Genomic DNA, 21,436 nt, shown 5'->3' with positions numbered 1-21,436 from the left:
GCCCACCACACCCAGCTACAGCTACCTCACCTTGTGCAACGCCTTCGCCAGCCCATTGGCCCAAAGCTGCTCGACCTTGGCCCGCTCGGCCGCATCCGGCTGCGCGTTGGTGCAGGAGGGCCCAGGCCCGCCCCCGGACATCAGCTGGCTGCACGGCCCGTCGTACGTGTCCGGCAGCCCCAGCACGTGCCCCGTCTCGTGCGTGGTGACGCGAGTCGAGTCGTACTCCTTGTTCTGGGCGTAGTCCAGGAAGATGTACCCCTTGCCGTGCCCGTCGGTGCTCGCGTACGAGCCGCGCGGGTCGTTGCCCTCGCGGTAGGAGAAGCTCGCGCCGGAAGTGCCCTGCTGGAGCTTCACGTTGGAGACCGCGGCGTTCCATATGGACGTGGAACCGGCTATCTGGCGGGCGAAGGTGGGGGCTCCGGACGCGTCGTAGACGACCGTCACCGACTTGGCACCGGGGTTGGCCGCGCGCTTCTCGGCGACGGCCTTCACGACGGCCTCGAAGAACGCCTTGTTGGCCTTGGCCTCCCGCGCCGAACCCTCGTACGCGGCGTACGAGGCATACGAGCCGGACGCGGCCGGGGCAGACGGCGTGGGCGCCAGCGGTGCGGCGGAGGCGGCCGTGGAGGTCACGCCGAGTCCGGCGACGGTGAGACCGAGGACCGCCGCGACGGACAGGTATCGCTTGCTCATGTGTGGGGGGCTCCCTACTCGTCCAACCGACCGTGGGGGGTCGATGAAAGGTGAACTTTTCGGTGGCTGTGAGTCTCGGGGAGCACGGGACGCGTGGGGATGATGGCAACTCGCGATAGCGCGGAGCTATCACCTGGGCGCCCGGTCTGCCCAGAACGGCTGGTTCTCATGGGGCTTGGGCGTCTGGTGCGACGGCCGTACCGCCTCTACGCTCATCGACCATGGAGCTCGAGGTCAGGCACCTCCGCGCGTTGTGCGCCATCGCCGACACCGGCAGCCTGCACAAGGCGGCGCGTCAACTCGGCATGAGCCAGCCGTCGTTGACGACCCAGCTGCGGCGCATCGAGAACGCGCTCGGCGGCCGCCTCTTCGACCGCGAGCGCACCGGCTGCCGCCCCACGCCGCTCGGCCGGGTCGTCCTCAGCCGGGCCCGCCCGCTGGTCACCGAGATGCGGGCCCTGGTGGCCGAGACCAAGGCGGCCGCCGCCCGCGCGAGCGACGGCCCGCGGCTGCGCATCGGCTCCACGGCGAGCCGCGCCATACCGGGCTGGCTGCGCAGACTGCGGGTGCGCCTGCCCGGCACCGAGATCTCGCTCCAGATGGACGTGTCCGCCAACGCGCTGCTGCGCATGGTGGCCGCGGCACAGCTCGACGTCGTGTTCGTGCACGAGGTCGAGGGCAGCCCGCTGCGGCTGCCGGAGTCGCTGCGAAGACGGGTCCTGCTCGACCGCGAACCGCAGTTCGTCTGCCTCGCCGCGGACCATCCGGCGGTGGCGCGTCCCGTCGTACGGCTCGGCGACCTCGCGGACGACCGCTGGATGGTCGACCCGACCGTGGACGGCGAGTGGGACGGCCTGCGCCGCATCCTGACCGCCGCCGGGCTCAACCCCCCTGTCCTGCACGGCGATTACCTCACCGGGGCGTCCCTCGTCGCGACCGGCGAGGTCGTCACGCTCTGCCAGCCGACGTCACGGGGCCGCGCCGACATGGCCGTACGCCCCCTCTTCGGCGACCCGCTCGGCGTACGGCTCCTGGTGGCGGCCCGTACGGAGGACGAGCTGAACGCGGTCTACGGCGAGCTGGAGGCCGCCTACTGGGAGGCGGCGCGGCAGTCCTCCGCCTACACGGAGTGGCTGCTGCGGGCCGGCGACCCGCGGGGCGCCTCCGGCGGGACCTTGGTCCCCGCCACCCGGTGACCTTCGGCCGCACCCCCTCTGACCTGCGCTTTCGACCGCTTTACGGTACTGCGTCACGGCATGAGGCCACTTGTTACATTCCCTACGGATGACGCACACATGGCGCCCGTAGCTTCATGGCTGTCGCCGCCGCAAAGGGGCACAAAGACGGACAGCTCGAACGACCAGTAACGAGGGGCCACCCATGCGCGCCACCCGCCGTACCTTCCGTACCGCCGCCATCGCCACCGGAGCCATCGCCGCTCTCGCCGTCCCGGCCACGGCCGCCTTCGCATCGGACGCCCCGTCACCCTCGCAGGGCCAGGTCACCACGGATGACCAGCGTCAGGACCACGGAACCAAGGACCAGACGAAGCCGGACGACACGAAGACGGACGAGAACACCAAGACGGACGACGGCACCAAGCCGGACGACAACAAGAAGAACGAAGAGAAGAAGGACGAGAAGGACGGGGAGAAGAAGGACGACGCGGACAAGGACACCGGGACCACGCCCAAGCCCGGCAGCTGGGAGTCGAAGGGCACCACGGCCCTCGGCAACGGCTGGTCCGCGAAGGTCCAGGTCAACGCGTCCGCCCGCACCGCCAAGGCCACGCTCACCCTGAACGGCGCGGTCAAGGGCTCGCTCACCGCGTACGAGAAGGCCGCGCGCACCACCGTCGACGGCAACACCTTCACCCTGACGCCCGACGGCACCATCAGCATGAAGGGCAAGCCGGTCCCGCCTAAGCCGGTGAACGACAAGCGCGTCCACAAGGCGACCGTCAAGCTGGCCGACGGCTCCCTCGCCAAGATCTACAAGCTCGGCCCGCACCACTACCAGGCCGACATCTTCGCCCACGGCAGCAGGCTCGACACCCTCGACGCCAACGGCAAGGCCGCCTACGGCCAGAACAACGGCCTGCACGTCGTCCTCAACCCCGACGGCACGATCAAGTCCTGGGTCGAGGGCAAGAACCACCACCACAACGGCACGAAGCCGCAGCCGCACGGGAAGCCGCAGCCGGTGAAGCCGCAGCCCAGGAACGGCTCCCACCAGGTCGTCCCGAAGGGCGGCGTCAAGGCGGGCGCCGAGGGCGTCACCGCGGGCTCCTCCGAGGACGCCCCGCTGATCGCCGCGGGCAGCGGCATGGCCGCCCTGGGCGCGGGCGGCCTCGGCTTCGCGCTCTACCGCCGCAAGCAGAACGGCTGAGCGGTCTCCCGCGGTACGAGGAGGGGGCACCCGGCGCCTGCCGGGTGCCCCCTTTTCGTACTCAGACGCCGATGTCGCGGCCGTCCGCGCGCCACACCGAGACGACCGACGGGCGGACGATCTTGCCGGGGCCGTCGGGCCAGGCGCTCGCGGGCTTCTCGGCGGAGGCGCCGTCGACCTCGCCCGGGTGCTGCACGGCGACGACCACGCGCCGGTCCTGGACGAGCGGCCCGCAGGTCTCCGCGCCCTTCGGCATGGTCAGGAACTGCTTCAGCTCACCGCGCCGTTCGCCGCGCGTGGCGACACCGAACAGGCCGTCGTGGGAGCCGAGCTGGTTGCCGTCGGTGGAGATCCACAGGTTGCCGTGCGGGTCGAAGGTCACGTTGTCGGGGCAGGAGATCGGGGAGACCCGGTCCTTGGGGAACCCCGCGAAGTACGTCGAGGGGTCGTTCGGGTCACCGGCGACGAGGAAGAGCGACCAGGCGAACGTCGTCGCCTCCGCGCGGTTGCGGCGCTCGGTCAGCTCCAGGATCTGCCCGTGCTTGTTGAGGTTGCGCGGGTTGGCCTCGTCCGCGCCGGCCTTGCCCGCCTTGCCGCGGTCGGAGTTGTTGGTGAGCGCCACGTACACCTTGCCGGTGTGCGGGGAGGGCTCGATGTCCTCGGGGCGGTCCATCTTGGTGGCGCCGACCTTGTCGCCCGCGAGGCGCGTGAAGACGTACACCTCCGCGGCGGTCATGCCCTCGACGTGGCTGACGGCCTTCCCGCCGGGACCGGCGGTGGCGAGCGGGATCCAGGTGCCGCTGCCGTCGAACTCGCCGTCCTCCGGGAGCGTCCCCTTGCCGTCGATCTCGCTCGCGGGGGAGTCACCGGTGAGCTTGGCGACGTAGAGGGTGCCCTCGTCGAGGAGGGTGAGGTTGTGCTCGTGCGCGGCGCGGGACTTGCCCTTGGCGACGCGCTTGCTGCTGACGAACTTGTAGAAGTAGTCGAACTTCTCGTCGTCACCCATGTAGACCACGGGCCGGCCGTCGTGGGTGAGGCGCGGCTGCGCGGCCTCGTGCTTGAAGCGGCCGAGCGCGGTGCGCTTGCGCGGGGTCGAGTCCGGGTCGTACGGGTCCAGCTCGACGACCCAGCCGAAACGATTGGCCTCGTTCGGCTCCTTGGCGAGGTCGAAACGGTCGTCGAACCGCTCCCACTTCCGCTCGGAGGCCTCACCGGAGACGCCGTACCGCTTCAGGCGGGCGGCGGCCGTCGGGTCGGTCACCTTCGCGGCGTTGGCGAAGTACTGGTTGAAGTTCTCCTCGCCGTGCAGCGTCGTGCCCCAAGGCGTGGTGCCGCCCGCGCAGTTGTTGAGCGTGCCGAGCACGGTGGTGCCGCGCGGATCGGCCTTCGTACGTACGAGGGGGCTGCCGGCGACAGGTCCCGTGAGGCGGAAGCGGCTGGTGGCGGTGAGGCGGCGGTTGAGGTGGTGGCGGCTGACGGCGCGCAGGGCGCCGCTCTTGCGCTCGCCCTCGACCACGACGACGGAGAGGCCGTGGGCCGCCCAGGCGATCTCGACCTGCTCGCGGGTCGGGTTCTGGGGGTCGTACCCCTTGAACATCAGGACTTCGTCCGTGTACTCGTGGTTGGCCACGAGGAGCTGCCGGCCGTGCTCGCCGTGCTCGCCGCGGAGGGGGAGCAGGGAGAGGAAGTCGTTGTTGTAACCGAACTGGCCGGCCTGTGCCTTGGCGGTCTGCTTGTCCGGGTCGAAGGCGGGGGCGCCGCGCAGGATCGGTGCGCCCCAGCGGATCACGACGTTCTGCTCGTAGCCGGTGGGGATGGTGACGGCGTCGGTGGTGTTCGGGGCGACGGGCGCGAACCTCAGTCCGCGCGCTCCCTTGCTCTTCCCACCCGTGTGCCCGGCCTGGGGGCGGTGGCCGGGCGTGGCCGCGGCTGCCTCGCTCGCGCCGGGGCCCGCTATGACCGCGCTGCCCGCGGCGGTGGCGACCGTCACGACGGCGGCGGCGCGCATCATCGAACGGCGGCTGAGGGCACCGGCGATGACATCGCCGACGTACTCGTTGTCGCTGGTGTTGGGCACCTCGTTGAAGCAGGCGTCACCGCAGCGGAAGCGGCAGGTCAGGGCGGAACGGCCGCCGCTCCCCTGATGCGAGGTGATGATCGGCAGCAGCTTGGGCACGGATCCTCCGTCGTCGTGGCGTGGCTTGATTCCGCCGTGAGGCTAGGTGTGGGTTCCGGCAAGGCGGCGGCCTGCGGGTGAACGGCGGGTGAATCCGTGGCGCATGGGAGGAAGTTGGCGTGCGGGGGGTGTGGCGGGCGGCGCGGCGGATGCCACGGGGGGTGCCATGGGAGGTGCCACGGGGGGCTCGGCGGTGGTTCGGGCGGGTGAGGGGTGGCGACCCTGCCCAAGATCGCCCATGGCGGCGGCTAACCTTACGTGTCCGCCCTGGCCAGGGATTTCGGGAATCAACTCACGCGAAGGGTTGCGCACATGGGCATTCTGGATCGCCTGCGGAACGCGTTCGGACGGTCACGCAAGGGGAGCGTTCCTGAGGCGCGGGAGCCTGAGCGTGCGGCTGCGCCTGAAGCGGAGGGGGAGTCCTCGGCGCCGGAGGCGGTCTCGCTCCCCTCCCCTTCACCGGAGCCGACCCCGCCCTCCAAGGCCTCGCTCCCTTCCCCGAGCCGGGAGCCTTCGCCTCCGCCTTCGTCTTCGTCTTCGTCTTCGTCTTCGGCGGTCGATGACCTGGTGGCGGCGGCGTTCGACAACGTCTCGGTACCGGTGCCTGCGGCGCGGGACCGGGAAAGTGAGCCGGAGCCTGCGGCTGAGGCTGAGGCTGAGCGGCCTGCCGAGTCGGCGCCTGAACCGGTGGCCGAGCCCGAGGTCGAGCCGAAGGCTGAGGCAGCTGAGCCCGCCGTCGCGGACACCCCGGGTGAGACCTCCGCCTCCCCCGAAGCGGACGACGTTGTGCCCACCCGTCCCGCCCTGCGGGACGCCTGCCCACAACAGGAGCACCCCCCGACCACCACCGAGCCGACCGACAACGAGGCCGACGAGGCCGAGGCCGCTTCCGCTGTGGGCAATCGTCCCGCTGGGCGGGACGGGTGGGCACAGCCCGAAGGCGCCGGGGACGTTGAAGCCACGGCAAGCACCACGCCCTCGGCGGAGCCGGAAAGCGCGGAGAAGCCCGAGGTCCCTGCGGCGGAGCCGGAAGCCCCGGCGAGGGAGGCCGAGAAGGCAGCCGCGCCTGAAGGGGCCGGGAAGAAGGCCGCCGTATCCGGGGCCAAGCTTCGCGCCAAGGCCCCCGCCCTGGCCACCCCCTACAAGGCCGCCGCCACCGCCCTCAAGAAGAACGACCTCACCGGAACCCGAGCCCAGGTCTACCTGGTCCTCGACCGCTCCGGCTCCATGCGCCCGTACTACAAGGACGGCTCCGCCCAGAGCCTCGCCGAGCAGGTACTCGCCCTGGCCGCCCACGTGGACCCCGAGGCCACCGTCCACGTCGTCTTCTTCTCCACGGACATCGACGCCACCGGCACCCTCACCCTCCCCGAACACGAGGGCCGCGTCGACGAGCTGCACGCCGCCGCGGGCCACATGGGCCGCACCAGCTACCACCGGGCGATCGAAGAGGTCGTGGCCCACTACGAGAAGTCGGGCCACGCCGGCGAACCCGCCCTCGTGGTCTTCCAGACGGACGGCGCCCCGGACACGAAGGGCCCGGCGACGCAGGCGCTGGAGGAGGCCGCCGCGCACCCCCTCTTCTTCCAGTTCGTGGCCTTCGGCGAGCACGACGCGAAGGCCTTCGACTACCTCCGCAAGCTGAAGGCGGAGAACGCGGGCTTCTTCCACGCGGGCCCCGCCCCGCGCGAGCTCACGGACAAGGAGCTGTACGAGGGCCTGCTGGCGTCCTGGCGCCCGTAGCCGAAGGACGAGCAAGGCAAGGTTCCAGAGGTGGACCGGGGAGGGCCGGAGCGCCCCGGTCCGCCCGCTGGAATCGAGGTGAGTGGATCTTCACGGGGCCGTTAGGATTTCGACCATGGCGGCCACTGGATCCGAGAAGCAGGGAGCGGACGAGAACGCGAAGGCGTTCTACGTCTCGACCCCCATCTACTACGTAAACGACGCTCCTCACCTGGGCCACGCCTACACGACCGTTGCAGGGGACGTGCTCACGCGCTGGCACCGTCAGCGCGGCGAGAAGGTGTGGTACCTCACCGGCACGGACGAGCACGGTCAGAAGATCATGCGCACGGCCGAGGCGAACGACGTCACCCCCCAGGAGTGGTGCGACAAGCTCGTCACCGAGGCCTGGAAGCCCCTCTGGGAGCACCTGAACATCGCGAACGACGACTTCATCCGTACGACGGAGAAGCGTCACACGGACCGCGTGCGGGAGTTCGTCCAGGATCTGTACGACAAGGGCGAGATCTACAAGGGCGGGTACGAGGGCCCGTACTGCGTGGGCTGCGAGGAGTACAAGCTCCCCGGCGACCTGATCGACGGCGCCGCCGACGGCGAGTTCGCGGGTCAGAAGCTCTGCCCCATCCACAAGAAGCCGGTGGAACTCCTCAAGGAGGAGAACTACTTCTTCAAGCTCAGCGAGTACGGCGACAAGCTCCTCGCCCTCTACGAGGCGAACCCCGGCTTCATCCAGCCCGAGTCGGCCCGCAACGAGGTCGTGAACTTCGTCAGGCAGGGCCTTCAGGACCTCTCCATCTCCCGCTCGACGTTCGACTGGGGCGTCAAGGTCCCGTGGGACGACAAGCACGTCATCTACGTCTGGATCGACGCGCTCCTGAACTACGCCACGGCGGTCGGGTACGGCGCGAACCAGGAGAAGTTCGACGCCACCTTCCCCGCCGACGTCCACCTGGTCGGCAAGGACATCCTCCGCTTCCACGCGGTGATCTGGCCCGCCATGCTGATGGCGCAGGGCCTCCCGCTGCCCGGCCGGATCGCGGCCAACGGCTGGCTGATGGTCGGCGGCGAGAAGATGTCGAAGTCGAACCTGACCGGCATCAAGCCGCAGGACCTCACGTCCCACTTCGGCGTGGACGCGTACCGCTGGTACTTCCTGCGGGCGATCGCCTTCGGGCAGGACGGCTCGTTCTCGTGGGAGGACTTCTCCGCCCGCTACACCAGCGAGCTGGCGAACGACTACGGCAACCTCGCCTCGCGCGTCGCGGCCATGGTCGGCAAGTACTTCGGCGGCGAGCTGCCCGCGGCGACGGCGTCCGGCGACGCCGAGAAGGCGGTCGAGGACGGGCTCGCCAAGGCCGTCGTGGACGCCGACCGCGCGATCGGCGATGAGCTGGACTTCCAGTCCGGCATCCTGTCGATCTTCGCCTTCGTCAAGCAGGTCAACGGCTACATCACGGAGCAGGAGCCGTGGAAGGTGGCCAAGGACGAGTCGGAGGAGGGCCGGGCCCGCCTCGCGACCATCCTCTATACGGCGGCCGACTCGCTGCGCGCGGTGGCGGTACTGCTCAACCCCGTCATGCCGGAGACGTCCCAGAAGCTGTGGGACTCACTCGGCGCGGAGGCCACGCTGGGCGCGCTGGCCGACCAGCGGGTGGCGGACGCGGGCGCGTGGGGCCGGCTTCCGGTGGGCTCGACGGTGACGAAGGGAGCGGTGCTGTTCCCGCGCCTGGAGGAAAAGCCCCAGTCCTAACGACGGCCCCCTCTCCCTCCCGCCCCCTGAAGTCCCGGCGCCCGCACTCCAACGCGACGGCGCCGGGACTTTCCCGTAGGGCCGGGGCCTGCCTCTGCCGCCCCGGCCCACCTCGCCCCGCGTGGTCCCTGCGCCCACACTTCAACGCGACCGCGCCGGGACTTTCCCATGAGGGCCGGAGCCTGCCCCTGCCGCCCCGACCCACCGAGCCGCGCGACCCAGCCCCGGCTCGCCCAGCCGCCCGGGATCACGTCACGCACGCCGAGCCGGCCCCGGCCGCCCCGGCCCGTGTGCCGCCCGCTGTCCTGCCCCCGGCGCCCGCCTCACGCCCTTCGCCGCTTCGCGGCGGGTGTCCCCCACCCACCCACCCGTTCGCCCCGCGCCACAAGCCCGGCCGGGGCCCGGCCCCGGTACCCCAGCCATGCGATGCCGGGCAAACGGATGGGTGGGTGGGTGGGAAAGCCCGCCAGGGCCCGGCCCCGGTACTCCAGCCATGCGATGCCGGGCAAACGGGTGGGTGGGTGGGAAAGCCGCCGCGAAGCGGCGAAGTGCGACGCCGCCAACGGACGGCGAGCCTCAACGCACCGAGAACCCGGAACCACGGGCCGAGGGCGCCAGGCCCCCAGCACCGGAGCCCACACCCGCAGAGCACACGCACCCCGTGCCGAAGGCACGAGGCCCCCGGCACCGGAGCCTCCCCGTCCCGAAAAGCCAGGCGCCCCCGCCCGAAGCCCGCTTACCCTCACCCGTGAGCCCCGGCGGCACCAGGGGAGAAGCCGGACACGTCAGGTACCGCCCGTTGAAGGAGAGGCCACTTGAGAAGAGGCACGCGGCTGCTCGCAGGCGCCATGACCGTGGCCTGCACCGCGCTCCTCGGCCCCAGCACCCCGACCGACGGCGCCCTCTTCGCCAGACCACTGCCCCCGCAGGCCGCCGAGGCCGTCGTACCGGGCCGGGTCATGACGTGGAACATCTGCAACCCCTGCGACGAGAGCAACGTCGGCCGAGCCGCGGAGATCGCCACCTACGCGCCCCAGATCATCGGCCTGCAAGAGGCCTGCGTGCGTGACGTGGAGAAGATCCGCGACTACCTGAAGCACCTCTACGGCCTCGACTACCACGTCGAGTACGGGACGGTCCTGCGCAACCGCGGCCGCTGCGGAGGCTGGCCCTGGCGCCCCGGCGCCTTCGGCCAGGCGATCCTCTCGGCGACCCCGATGACGGACCGTACGCACGTGGAGTACCCCGACGGCGGCTCCGAGGACCGCGGCTACCTGGCCGTGACCACCACCGTCGGCGGCCGGCCCACCCGGGTCTTCAACACCCACCTCGCCCAGCGGCGCCAGGAAGCGGTCCGCGCGGAGCAGACCCGCGTACTGGCCACAGCCGTCACCCCGTACGAACGCGCGATCGTGCTCGGCGACTTCAACGCCGTACCGGAGACCCCCGAACTCACCAGAATGTGGTCACTGGCCACGGACGCGGACCCCCACTGCCAGCCCCCGCCCCCCGAAGCCACCCCCGGCACCTGCGAGACGACCACCGACTGGCACGCCAAGTTCGACTACATCTTCCTGCGGGACCTCGCCCCGCTCCGGCACGCCGTGCATCCCACCCCGTACTCGGACCACCACCTGGTCCACACCGACCTGGCCCCTACACGTACGTCCCGACGAGCCGCGCCAACTGCCGCCCAGCCGCCCGCAGGGGCTCCTCGCTCCGGCTGACCTGCGCGGTCACCTCGGCGCCCTCCAACGTACTGATCACCGTCGTCGCCAGCTCCCGCGCGTCCCCGGGGGCGAGGCCCGCCGCTGCGAGCCGCTCCTCGACGATCCGCTCCCAGCCGCGCAGCGCCTCCGCGCAGACCCGCTGGATCTCGGAGTCCGTGCCGAGCGTCTCCAGGGCCGCGGCCGTGACGGGGCAGCCGTCGATCCACCCCGACTCCCGCAGCGCGACGGCGAGTTCACCCGCGCACCGCTCGATGGCAGCACCAGGACCACCGTCACCCGCGCCGGCACCGGCCCCCTCCAGCCCTTCCCGCAGCATCTCCGCGAACTCCTCCGCGCTGTACGCGAGGGCCGCCACGGCGACGGCTTCCTTGCCGCCGGGGAAGAAGTGGTAGACGGAGCCGAGCGTGGCGTCCGCCTCCTTGGCGATCTGCTTGATGCCGGTACCCACGTACCCCTGCCGCTGGATGAGCCGTGCGGCGACGACGACGATCCGGTCACGGGTACTGGGGTTCGCGCTCTTCGCGGCGCTGCTGTGGGTCATGGCCTCACCTTACCCGTCCATTAAGTAGAGCGTTCGTTCTAGACCTGTGCTACCTTCTGCCCGAGCCGCTAAATAGAGCGCTCGTTCTAGCCCACTTCCACGAACAGAGGAACCGCATGTCTCGCACGATCACCGTCATCGGTCTGGGCCCGATGGGCCAGGCCATGGCCGCCGCCTACCTGAACCGGGGCTACCGAGTCACGCTCTGGAACCGCACCCCGTCCCGCGCCGACGCCTTGGTGAAGCGCGGCGCGACCCTCGCCGCGAGCCCCGAAGAGGCCCTGGCCGCCTCCGACTTGACGATCCTCAGCCTCACGGATCTCGACGCGATGTACGCGATCCTCGAACCCGCCGAGGCGGCGCTCGCGGGCCGCACCCTGGTGAACCTCAGCTCGGACACCCCGGAGAAGGCCCGAGCGGGCGCCCGCTGGGTGACGGAACGCGGCGGCACGCACCTCACCGGGGGCGTCCTGTGCCCGCCGCCCCTGATCGGCACGGCCGACGCGTCGACGTTCTACAGCGGCCCGCGCGAGGCGTACGAAACCCACCGGGAGGCCCTGGAAGTACTGACCGGCAGGACGGACTACCGGGGCGAGGACCCGGGCCTCGCCGCGCTGATGTACCAGCTGAACATGGCCGTTTTCTGGCCATCGATGATCGCCTACTGGCAGGCCGTGGCCCTGGCCGACGCCCACGGCCTCACGGCCACCGACATCGCCCCCTACGTCACGGAGAACTTCGCGGGCATGGGCCACTTCGTCGACTTCTACGCCTCCCGCATCGACGCGGGCAACCACGAGGGCGACGTGGACCGCGCCGCGATGGGCCTGGCCAGCATGGACCACGTGGTCCACACCGCATCGGACGCGGGCGTGGACACGGCGTTCCCCGAGGCGATCCAGCACGTCTTCCACCGAGTGGTCGAAGCGGGCCACGGCGCGGACAGCTTCAGCTGGGCGGTGGAACTGATGAAGAAGCGGTGACCCCAGCGGCAGAACCGGACGACGGGAGCGGGCGCCACCGCCATACTGAGCACCGACCGGACGCGGGCCCGGGACACCCGGGCCTGAGCGGGCCCGGGGCGCGCTCCGCGAGGAGGCCTATCTCGAGGGCAGGGCCGAGGGTGCCGCCGAGGCCGTAGTCGAAGAGCGGGCCCGCACCATCGTCCGCCTCCTCGACCAACGCCGCATCCCCCTCCCCGACGACGCCCGCGACCGCATCACCACGCGCACCGACCTCTACGCCCTCGCCCGCTGGCACAGGTCCCGCCAACAGCGTACGCAGTATGCGTACACCGTGCGCTACAATAGCGGGACCAATCGTGGACGTACGAGGAGGCCCCCGTGCCCGCTGAGCAGAAGTCCGAGATCGCCTCGGTGTGGACCCGGCCCCGGCGCCAGCGCGAGCAGTTGAGCCGGGAGCAGATCGTGGCCGAGGCCGTGCGGCTGCTCGACGCCGACGGGATCGAGGCGCTCAGCATGCGCAAGCTCGGCACCCGCCTCGACGCGGGCGCCACCTCCCTCTACCGCCACGTCGCCAACAAGGACGAGCTGATCGAGCTGGTCGTCGACGAGGTCTACGGCGAGCTCGAGGTGCCCGCCGCGACCGGCCCCGCCGACTGGCGCGACGCCGCCGCCCGCAGCGCCTACAGCCTGCGCGCGATGATCCTGCGGCACCCCTGGGTCGCCTCCGTCCTCGGCCAGGTCGGCCTCATCCACCTCGGTCCGAACGTGACGAGGATGTCGGAGCGGATGGCCGCCGTGTACGGGGCGGCCGGCTTCCCCGCCGACGAGACCGAGCGGGCGCTGAGCACCGTCATCTCGTACGTCATCGGAATGGCCACCAGCGAGGCCGCCTATCTCTCCCTGATCGCCCGCAGCGGCAAGAACGAGCAGGAGTTCGCCGCCGACCTGCCGGTGCCGCAGCAGGGCCCCGGACAGCGGGACCCCCGCGCCGAGGACCCCGCCAAGACGCGCGAGGAGACCTTCGACTACGGCCTCCAGCGCGTACTCGACGGGCTCGGGGTACGGCTCACCGCCGGCTGAGGGCGGCGAAAGCGCCAACTCGGCCCCGTTCACGGCCAACTGGGACCCACTCACCGTGCGCCGCGCCCGGCTCACGGTGAGCTATGTCATGCGGGGTCATGGCTTAATTTGACGCCGCCTTCACACTCCCCTACGTAAGCTTCACTGCATGGCCACGACTCCCTCCCCCGACCGGCGACGTACCGCCGACGAGGTCAACGAGGAGATCCGTGCGCTGTGGCTGAGCGCCGGCGGACGCCTGAGGCCCGACGAGCGACGGGTGTACGAACAACTCGTCACCGAATGGGCCGAAGCGGAAGCCAACTCCACCCCCACACACGCCGCGTAGCCCGGCAGGAGCGCCCCGTCAGGGGCGCGGGGAACTGCGCGACCAGCCACGACGCACCGGCACTCGAAGACGAACCAGCAGAAGCAGACGCACACAAAAGGCCCCGGAACCCATCAGGTTCCGGGGCCTTAGAGCAGCCAGAACGACCGCTACTGCGCCGCAGGCTTCCGCAGGGAGATGTTCAGCTCCCGCAGCCGAGACTCATCAAGCTCCGTCGGCGCCCCCATCATCAGATCCTGCGCGTTGCCGTTGAGCGGGAACGCGATCGTCTCGCGGATGTTCGGCTCGTCGGCCAGGAGCATCACGATGCGGTCGACGCCCGGCGCGATGCCACCGTGCGGCGGCGCCCCGAGGCGGAACGCCCGCAGCATGCCCGCGAACTCGTGCTCGACGGTCTCCGCGTCGTAGCCCGCGATCTCGAAGGCCTTCAGCATGACCTCGGGCTCGTGGTTCCGGATGGCGCCGGAGGACAGCTCGATGCCGTTGCAGACGATGTCGTACTGCCAGGCGAGGATGGAGAGCGGGTCCTTCTCCTCCAGGTCCTTCATGCCGCCCTGCGGCATCGAGAAGGGGTTGTGGGAGAAGTCGATCTTGCCCGTCTCCTCGTCCTTCTCGTACATCGGGAAGTCGACGATCCAGCAGAACCGGAAGACGCCCTCCTCGAAGTGCCCGGCACGCTTCGCGGCCTCCACGCGCACCGCCGACATGATCTTCGAGACCTCATCGAACTCGCCCGCGCCGAAGAAGACGGCGTGCCCGGCCTCCAGGCCGAGCCGCTTGGTCAGCTCCGCCACGTTCGCCTCGGTCAGGAACTTGGCGATCGGGCCCGTCAGCGATCCGTCCTCGGCCACCCGCACCCAGGCCAGGCCCTTGGCGCCGTGCTCCACGGCGTAGTCACCGAGGCCGTCGAAGAACTTGCGGGACTGCGAGGCCGTGTCCGGCACCGGCAGCGCGCGCACGTGCTTGCCCGCGAAGGCCTTGAAGTCGGAGCCCTCGAAGATGTCGGTGATGTCGTGCAGTTCGAGCTTGGCGCGCAGGTCCGGCTTGTCGTTGCCGTACTTCAGCATCGACTCGCGGAACGGGATCCGCGGGAAGGGGGAGGTCACCTCGCGGCCGCCGCCGAACTCCGTGAACAGCTCGGTCATCAGCTTCTCGATGGGCTGGAAGACGTCTTCCTGCTCCACGAAGCTCATCTCGACGTCGAGCTGGTAGAACTCGCCCGGCGAGCGGTCCGCGCGCGCGTCCTCGTCGCGGAAGCAGGGCGCGATCTGGAAGTAGCGGTCGAAGCCCGAGATCATCAGCAGCTGCTTGAACTGCTGCGGCGCCTGCGGGAGCGCGTAGAACTTGCCCGGGTTCAGGCGGGAGGGGACGACGAAGTCGCGGGCGCCCTCGGGCGAGGTCGCGGTGAGGATCGGCGTCGCCATCTCGTTGAAGCCGAGGGCCACCATCTTGGAGCGGATGGAGGCGATCACGGCCGAGCGCAGCATGATGTTGCGGTGCATGCGCTCGCGGCGCAGGTCCAGGAAGCGGTACTCCAGGCGCCGCTCCTCGTTCACCCCGTCCTCGGCGTTGATCGTGAAGGGCAGCGGGCCCGCCGCGCCGAGCACCTCGACCTCGGCGGCCTCGATCTCGATCTCGCCGGTCGGCAGCTCCGGGTTCACGTTCTCCGCGCCGCGCGAGACGACCTTGCCGTCGACGCGCACGACCGTCTCCTTGGAGAGCTTGTCGAGCGTCTCGGCGGCGGGCGTGCCCGGGCGGGCCACCAGCTGCGTGATGCCGTAGTGATCGCGGAGATCGATGAAGAGAATGCCGCCCAGGTCTCGGCGATTGTGCAGCCAGCCGCTCAGCCGGACGTCGGTGCCGACGTCAGAGGCGCGGAGCTCGCCGCAGGTGTGGGACCTGTACCGATGCATCGTCGTTCATCCAGTCTTCGCGAATAGGGGAGAGAGCAGACCCTCCCAAGGCTACCGTCCGGGCGAAGATCGGTTTCCGGATATCCGCCGGGGCCACCCCCTGCGGCCACCCGGCGAGAGGCCCGCGCTGCCGGGGATCGGTGGCGGCGGGCCCGTACATCTTCCTAAAGTGGGTCAATGCGCACCGACGATCCCCCCTCTCAGGTGGGGAACGATCCCCTCTCGCAGGTGGGGGACGAGTCCCTGCCTCCCCTGCGGGACGTCCTGGCCGCCATCGCGACCGGGCTCTGGCGCTGGGACAACGCGTCCGGGACCGTCACGCTCGACGCCGAGGCGGCCCGGCTCCTCGGTCTGCCCGCGCGCGCCCAGACCCTGACCGAGGCGGCCGTGCGCTCCCGCTTCCACCCGGTCGACTGGAACGAGATCTACGGAACCGTCCAGCTCGCCGTCGCCGAGGGCACCCTCGCCGAGGCCCGGCTGCGGATCATGGACGACACCGGACGCCGGGTCCTGCGTACCGTACGCAGCCGCTCCAAGCCCGTCCTGCACGACGCCACGGAGGCGTACGAGCTGATCGGCACCCTGCAAGAGGTGACCGAGCCCGCGCCGGGCACCGCCGCCCGCACCCCCGTCACCGGCGACTGGCGGCGCTCCCGCGAGGCGTTCCTGCTCGACGCGGGCCGCGCGCTGGCCGAGGCGCGGTCGACGGAAGAGGTGCTGCGGGTCGCGGCGGGGCTCTCCATGCCGGGGTTCTCGCCGGACGGGCTCGCCGTCTTCGGGGTGGCGGGCGACCGGCTCTCGATCATCGGGCACCACGGCCACCAGCCGGGCGACGACGGGCCCTTCTCCGCGATGCCGCTGGACACGGACTATCCGGCCGCCGAGGTCGTACGCACCGGCCGCGCCGTCTATCTCTCCTCGCCGGAGGACTACCGCCGCCGCTATCCGGCGGCCTGGCCGCTCGCGCGGCGCTTCGAGCGGCAGTCGTGGGCGTTCCTGCCGCTGACGGTGGCGGGCCGCACGATGGGCGCGTGGATGGCCGCCTTCGCCTATCCCGTCTCGTTCACGCCCGACGAGCGTTCCGTCCTGACGACGGTCGCGCGGATGCTGGCGCAGGCCCTCTCGCGGGCCGGGGTCGCCGAGTCCGAGCGGGAGCTGACGGAGGGGCTCCAGCGCTCGATGCTGCCGATGCTCGGGCCGCAGATCCCGGGGATGAGCGTGGCGGCCCGCTATGTGCCGACCGGCGGGGGCCTCCAGGTCGGCGGCGACTGGTACGACATGATCCCGCTGCCCAACGGCCGTATCGCCTTCGTCATCGGCGACGTCCAGGGGCACGACGTGCGCGCGGCGGGGCTGATGGGCCAGCTGCGGATCGCCCTGCGCGCGTACGCGTCCGAGGGGCACCGCCCGGACGCGGTGCTGTCGCGGGCGACCCGTTTCCTGTCGGGGATCACGGAGTCGATCACCTACGGTTCGAGCGGCAGCGGCGCCGACGAGTCGGCGGTGTACGACCCGCGCTTCGCGACCTGCCTGTACGTCGAGGCCGACCCGGCGACCGGCGTCCTCGAACTGGCCCGCGCGGGCCATCCCGAACCCGCGATACGCATGACTGACGGAACGGTTCTGCTGCGGCCTACTGCGGGCGGGCTTCCGCTGGGCGTCGACCCGGACGCGGACTATCCGACCACCCGTCTCGTCCTGGAGCCCGGCGAGACCATGCTGATCTGCACGGACGGCCTGATCGAGACCGGCGGCCACGACCTGGACAGCGGCTGGGCGCGGATCAGGTCGACCCTGGAGGGGTACCTCGGCGAGGACGAGGAGGACGGCCTCGAACTCCTCGCCGACCGCCTGGTCCAGGCCGTGCACGGGCCCACCTCGCACTACACCACCGGCCCGCTCGCCGACCGCCGCGAGGACGACATAGCGGTGCTGCTGCTGAGCAGGACCAGCCGCCCCGAGCAGCGCACGGACGCCCGCCGTACCGTCCTGACGGTCGCGCAGGCCGAGCCGGAGCGGGTCGCGGGGGCCCGCCGCCATCTGCGGGACCTGCTGCACGACTGGGCGGACGACGACCAGGTCGACTCGGCGGTCCTGATGGTCTCGGAGATGCTCACCAACGTCCTCGTGCACACGGACGGGGACGCCCTGCTGGTCGCCGAGGTCACCGGCGAGCCGGGCGCGCGTCGGCTGCGGGCCGAGGTCGCGGACGGCAGCGACGATCTGCCCCACAAGCGGCGGCCTGGCGAGCTTGCCTCGTCCGGGCGCGGGCTGGTTCTGATGGAGCTGCTCGCGGGGGCGTGGGGGGTGGATCCTCGGGGGGACGGCAAGAGCATCTGGTTCGAGCTTTATGAGGACGCGGGGGTCTCGGGCGGTTCGGCTGAGGGTCTATAGCGCGCGCGTTGTCGTGGGCTGGGCGCGCAGTTCCCCGCGCCCCTTCGGGGCGCTCTCCTCGGGGCGCTATGGCGTGGCGGAGTAGCGGGAGCGCAGTTCCGACAGGACTCCGAAGGCCGCTGCCGTCAGGGGGACGGCCAGGAGCATTCCGAGGATTCCGGCGACGGACGCGCCCGCCGTGATCGTCAGCATCACCACGGCCGGGTGCATCTGGACCGTCCGGCTCTGGATCACCGGTTGCAGGATGTGTCCTTCGAGGACCTGCACGGCGAGGACCACGCCGAGCGCCCACAGCGCGATGACGAAGCCGCGGTCGGCGAGGGCGACGAGGACGGCGATCGCGCCGGACAGGAACGCCCCCAGATACGGGATGTACGCGCCGACGAACACGAGCGCGCCGAGGCCCACCGCTCCCGGCACCCGGAGGACCAGCAGCCCGACGGTGATGCACAGGGCGTCGATGAACGCGATGATCGTCGTGCCCCGCATGAACCCCTCGACCGCCACGAAGGCGCGGCGCGCCATGGCCTCCACGACATCGGCGGAGTCGCCGGGCGCGAGGGAGCGCAGCGAGGCCATCGCCTTGCCGGAGTCGCGCAGGAAGAAGAAGACCAGCAGGAGCGCGAGCACGGCCATGGCGATGATCTCGCCGACGACGCTGAGTCCGCTGAGCACGCCCGACGCGGCCGTTCCGCCGAACTTGCCGAGCAGGTCCTTGGCGTTCGACGCCATGTCGTCGAGCGAGGTCCCGGCCGCCCCGAAGTACTTGGCGAGGTCGGTCGCCGCGGTCCTCAGGGAGGCGATGATCTGGTCGCCCGTGTCGATCAGGGCCTTGGCCACGATGTAGGCGACCCCGCCGACCACGGCGACGACGGCCGCGCAGGTCAGCCCGGCGGCCAGCGAGCGCTGCACCCGCATCTTGAGCAGCCGCCGGTACAGCGGCCCGAGGAGCGCGGTGCCGAGCAGGGCGAGCAGGACCGGCGTCACGGCCGTCTGGAAGGTGACGCACAGCCAGACGCCGACGGCCGCCACGCCGACGACGAGCAGCACCACCACGCACCAGGAGGCGAGGCGCCGGGCGGGTTCGGGGAGAAGGGTCAGCACCCTCCCACCCGAGCACGCCGCCCGGCGCCGCGCACGTTATGTACGGCTGCCTGCCGTGTCCCTGCCGGGGCGCCCGCGGCTACATGCCGTGCACGGCCGGGACCGTACCGAGGAGCCCCTTCTGGAAGTCCTCGAAGGCCTGCCGCAGCTCGGCCTGACTGTTCATCACGAACGGGCCGTAGTGCGCCATCGGCTCGCGGATCGGCTGCCCGCCGAGGAGTACGACCTCCAGGTCGGGGGCGTGCGCGTCCTGCCGCTCGTCGGCGCGGACGGTCAGCGAGGACCCGGCGCCGAAGACCGCGGTCTGCCCCTGGTGGGCGGGGCGGCGCTCGGCGCCGACCGTGCCGCGTCCGGCGAGGACGTACGCGAGTCCGTTGAACTCCGCGCGCCAGGGCAGCGTCACCTCGGCGCCGGGCCGCACGGTCGCGTGGATCATCGTGATCGGGGTGTGCGTGATGCCGGGGCCCTCGTGGCCGTCCAGCTCACCGGCGATGACGCGGAGCAGGGCGCCGCCGTCGGGGGAGGCGAGCAGCTGGACCTGGCCGCCGCGGATGTCCTGGTAGCGGGGGTCCATCATCTTGTCCTTGGCGGGGAGGTTCACCCACAGCTGGAGGCCGTGGAAGAGGCCGCCGGACATGACCAGCTCCTCCGGCGGCGCCTCGATGTGGAGCAGGCCGCTGCCGGCCGTCATCCACTGGGTGTCGCCGTTGCGGATGGTGCCGCCACCGCCGTTGGAGTCCTGGTGGACGAAGGTGCCGTCGATCAAGTAGGTGACCGTCTCGAAGCCGCGGTGGGGGTGCCAGGGGGTGCCCTTCGGCTCGCCCGCCTCCCACTCCACCTCGCCCATCTGATCCATCATGATGAACGGGTCGAGGTACTTGTAGTTGATCCCCGCGAAGGCCCGGCGCACGGGGAACCCCTCGCCCTCGAAGCCGCGCGGCGCGGTGGTCACGGCGAGCACGGGGCGCGCCACGGCATCGGCCGGCGCCACCACTCGGGGCAGGGTCAGCGGGTTCTCGACGGTCACTGCAGGCATGGTCGGTACCTCCTCGTTCGCCCACTTTAGTTGAACGTAGAACTTTCTGCCACTGTGAACGAACGGGACCCGGAGGACATTCCCTCCGGGTCCCGGGCATGGCTTGATCACGGCGTCATGGACGGACGGCCCTACGGACGGCCCTACGGACGGCCCTACGGACGGTCATGGCCGGACGGGCTCCAGCTGGAGGTAGTCGAGGTTCCAGTTCTGGAACACGCCCGCGTCCAGGGAGACGCGCACGGTGTGGCGCCCGCGGGTCAGCTGCCGTGGGTCGCGGCTGTCCTGGAGGGCGAAGGCGTAGTGGGCGGTGGTGTTCGCGACCTGCACGGCCTTGCCGGGGCGGCCGCCGTCGTAGGCGATCCGGTAGGTCCCGGCGGGCGCGTACGGGGACGACACCCGGGCCTTGAGCGTGTAGTGGCCGTCCTGCGGTACGTCGACCCCGTAGGTGATCCACTCCGCTCCCCGCATCCAGCACACCACCACCGCTCCGTCGTGGTCGCAGACGTCGACGTGGTCGCCGCGCCGCCCCGGCCCGTCGCCCCGGTTCCCCGGATCGGTGTCGTGGTAGGCCACGCCCGCGCCGCCGGGGGCGTAGTTCTCCGCCTGGACGCGGACGGCGCCGGGCGGCACGGGGTCCGCGACGCCCTTGGTCAGATAGGACTTGAGCGTCTCCACGTTGTCCGTCTGGAGGATCGTCGCCCCGTACCCGGCGATGAGCGCGCCCCAGCCGCGTGCGGGGGCGATCAGCGAGGCCTCGTCGGTGAAGCGGGCGGCGTAGTCGTTCCGCATGGTGTTGAACCACACGCGGCCGGTCGCGCGCAGCCCCTGGAGGAAGGCGGGCTGGGCCACCCTGTCGCGGACGTCGTCGAAGACGACCTCGACCGCGGGCGGCCTCTCCTTCCCGAACTCCGCGACGGACTCGGCGTTGGCGTCGTCCACCAGGTGCATGTACAGCGCGCCCCGGTGGCGGTCGAGGAACTCCCGCACCTCGGGCACCGGCGCCTTGGACTTGAAGAGGCCGTTGCGTACGGTGCCGGTCTCCTCCAGCACCCGCCAGACGGCCTCGCGGTCCTTCCAGGCCTGGTCGAGGTTGACGAGCCCGAGCGTGCGGGAGGCCCGCATGGCCTCGGCGAGCGTGGGGATCCGCTCGCCGGTGACCGCCGCCTGGCGCCCGCCGAGACCCGCACGGAGGTGCAGGCCGCGGAGCTGGGCGTGGGTGAGGTCGGCGACGCGGCCGGTGCCGTTCGTGGTGCGGTCCACGGTGGCGTCGTGCATCAGCACGGGGACCTTGTCCTTGGTCAGCCGTACGTCCACCTCGACGATCTCGGCACCGTCCGCGAAGCCGGCCCGGATCGCGGCAAGGCTGTTCTCGGGCGCCTTGCGCCACTGCCCCCGGTGGGCGGCGGTCATGACCCCGACCTTGGGCCCGTGATCGAGAAAGTCCCGAAGAGCACGGTCGGCGGGGGTGTCGGCGGGGCGGGTGGTGGGGGTGGGTGGTGTGGTGTGGGCGGGGGGTGCGGGGAGGCCGGGGGGTGCGGGGGGCTTGGGGGGTGCAGGGGGGCCAGGTGAGCCTGGAGGGCCGGGGGGCC

At 71.2% G+C, this 21,436-nt stretch carries 16 protein-coding genes; 9 read left to right on the top strand and 7 right to left on the bottom strand.

The genetic code is table 11. The features are described 5' to 3' along the window. Positions 1–21: 21 nt before the first annotated feature. The gene (gene snpA, locus DMA15_RS19205; protein WP_125514031.1) at positions 22–696 is read right to left on the bottom strand and encodes a snapalysin; all 675 of its coding nucleotides are present in this window, start codon (positions 694–696) and stop codon (positions 22–24) included. 221 nt (positions 697–917) lie between these two features. On the opposite strand from snpA, the gene DMA15_RS19200 reads away from it, so the two are divergent. Both DMA15_RS19200 and DMA15_RS19195 read left to right on the top strand, forming a co-directional pair. After that, complete coding sequence (locus tag DMA15_RS19200) at positions 918–1,892, top strand: LysR family transcriptional regulator (protein WP_125514030.1); 975 nt, start codon at positions 918–920, stop codon at positions 1,890–1,892. 184 nt (positions 1,893–2,076) lie between these two features. Continuing rightward, positions 2,077–3,084, top strand: a complete 1,008-nt coding sequence (locus DMA15_RS19195; protein ID WP_125514029.1) for a hypothetical protein — start codon at positions 2,077–2,079, stop codon at positions 3,082–3,084. Positions 3,085–3,145: 61 nt separating this feature from the next. On the opposite strand, the gene DMA15_RS19190 is transcribed toward DMA15_RS19195, so the two are convergent. Next, positions 3,146–5,260, bottom strand: a complete 2,115-nt coding sequence (locus DMA15_RS19190) for a PhoX family phosphatase (protein ID WP_125514028.1) — start codon at positions 5,258–5,260, stop codon at positions 3,146–3,148. Between the two features lie 687 nt (positions 5,261–5,947). On the opposite strand from DMA15_RS19190, the gene DMA15_RS19180 reads away from it, so the two are divergent. The 3 genes from DMA15_RS19180 (at position 5,948) to DMA15_RS19170 (ending at position 10,480) form a co-directional block, all read left to right on the top strand. Beyond that, complete coding sequence (locus DMA15_RS19180; RefSeq protein WP_346428916.1) at positions 5,948–7,003, top strand: VWA domain-containing protein; 1,056 nt, start codon at positions 5,948–5,950, stop codon at positions 7,001–7,003. A gap of 115 nt (positions 7,004–7,118) precedes the next feature. Further along, on the top strand, positions 7,119–8,753 hold the full coding sequence (gene metG, locus DMA15_RS19175; RefSeq protein WP_125514026.1) for a methionine--tRNA ligase: 1,635 nt from the start codon (positions 7,119–7,121) through the stop codon (positions 8,751–8,753). 848 nt (positions 8,754–9,601) lie between these two features. Then, the gene (locus DMA15_RS19170; protein WP_125517874.1) at positions 9,602–10,480 is read left to right on the top strand and encodes an endonuclease/exonuclease/phosphatase family protein; all 879 of its coding nucleotides are present in this window, start codon (positions 9,602–9,604) and stop codon (positions 10,478–10,480) included. Here DMA15_RS19170 and DMA15_RS19165 read toward each other — a convergent pair. Beyond that, positions 10,410–11,024, bottom strand: coding sequence for a TetR/AcrR family transcriptional regulator (locus DMA15_RS19165; protein WP_125514025.1), 615 nt, complete (start codon positions 11,022–11,024; stop codon positions 10,410–10,412). The two genes, DMA15_RS19170 and DMA15_RS19165, sit on opposite strands and share 71 nt — an antisense overlap. A gap of 116 nt (positions 11,025–11,140) precedes the next feature. On the opposite strand from DMA15_RS19165, the gene DMA15_RS19160 reads away from it, so the two are divergent. The 3 genes from DMA15_RS19160 (at position 11,141) to DMA15_RS19150 (ending at position 13,397) form a co-directional block, all read left to right on the top strand. Then, on the top strand, positions 11,141–12,007 hold the full coding sequence (locus DMA15_RS19160; protein WP_125514024.1) for an NAD(P)-binding domain-containing protein: 867 nt from the start codon (positions 11,141–11,143) through the stop codon (positions 12,005–12,007). Between the two features lie 360 nt (positions 12,008–12,367). Then, a complete protein-coding gene (locus tag DMA15_RS19155; RefSeq protein WP_125514023.1) occupies positions 12,368–13,069 on the top strand; it encodes a TetR/AcrR family transcriptional regulator in 702 nt (233 codons plus the stop codon). Positions 13,070–13,217: 148 nt separating this feature from the next. Next, entirely contained in the window at positions 13,218–13,397 is a 180-nt protein-coding gene (locus tag DMA15_RS19150) for a hypothetical protein (RefSeq protein ID WP_125514022.1), read from the top strand. Positions 13,398–13,546: 149 nt separating this feature from the next. Here DMA15_RS19150 and aspS read toward each other — a convergent pair whose 3' ends face one another. Continuing rightward, positions 13,547–15,310 carry an aspartate--tRNA ligase gene (aspS, locus tag DMA15_RS19145; protein ID WP_125514021.1) on the bottom strand — a complete coding sequence of 588 codons (1,764 nt, stop codon included), beginning with the start codon at positions 15,308–15,310 and terminating at the stop codon, positions 13,547–13,549. A 177-nt stretch (positions 15,311–15,487) separates the two neighbouring features. On the opposite strand from aspS, the gene DMA15_RS19140 reads away from it, so the two are divergent. Next, positions 15,488–17,704, top strand: a complete 2,217-nt coding sequence (locus DMA15_RS19140) for a SpoIIE family protein phosphatase (RefSeq protein ID WP_125514020.1) — start codon at positions 15,488–15,490, stop codon at positions 17,702–17,704. Between the two features lie 66 nt (positions 17,705–17,770). Here DMA15_RS19140 and DMA15_RS19135 read toward each other — a convergent pair whose 3' ends face one another. The 3 genes from DMA15_RS19135 to DMA15_RS19125 form a co-directional block, all read right to left on the bottom strand. Beyond that, positions 17,771–18,805: an AI-2E family transporter gene (locus DMA15_RS19135; RefSeq protein WP_125517873.1), complete on the bottom strand. Its 1,035-nt coding sequence runs from the start codon at positions 18,803–18,805 to the stop codon at positions 17,771–17,773. Between the two features lie 82 nt (positions 18,806–18,887). Beyond that, positions 18,888–19,844 (bottom strand): pirin family protein, encoded by a 957-nt coding sequence (locus tag DMA15_RS19130; protein ID WP_125514019.1) that lies wholly within the window; start codon positions 19,842–19,844, stop codon positions 18,888–18,890. Between the two features lie 165 nt (positions 19,845–20,009). Further along, the gene (locus DMA15_RS19125; protein ID WP_125514018.1) at positions 20,010–21,257 is read right to left on the bottom strand and encodes a glycerophosphodiester phosphodiesterase family protein; all 1,248 of its coding nucleotides are present in this window, start codon (positions 21,255–21,257) and stop codon (positions 20,010–20,012) included. Positions 21,258–21,436 lie beyond the last annotated feature (179 nt).

Source organism: Streptomyces sp. WAC 01529 (genome assembly GCF_003945545.1).
Classification (GTDB): domain Bacteria; phylum Actinomycetota; class Actinomycetes; order Streptomycetales; family Streptomycetaceae; genus Streptomyces; species Streptomyces anatolicus.
The sequence above is the reverse complement of the archived record's forward strand: the minus strand, read 5'-3'. Positions and strand labels throughout refer to the sequence as shown.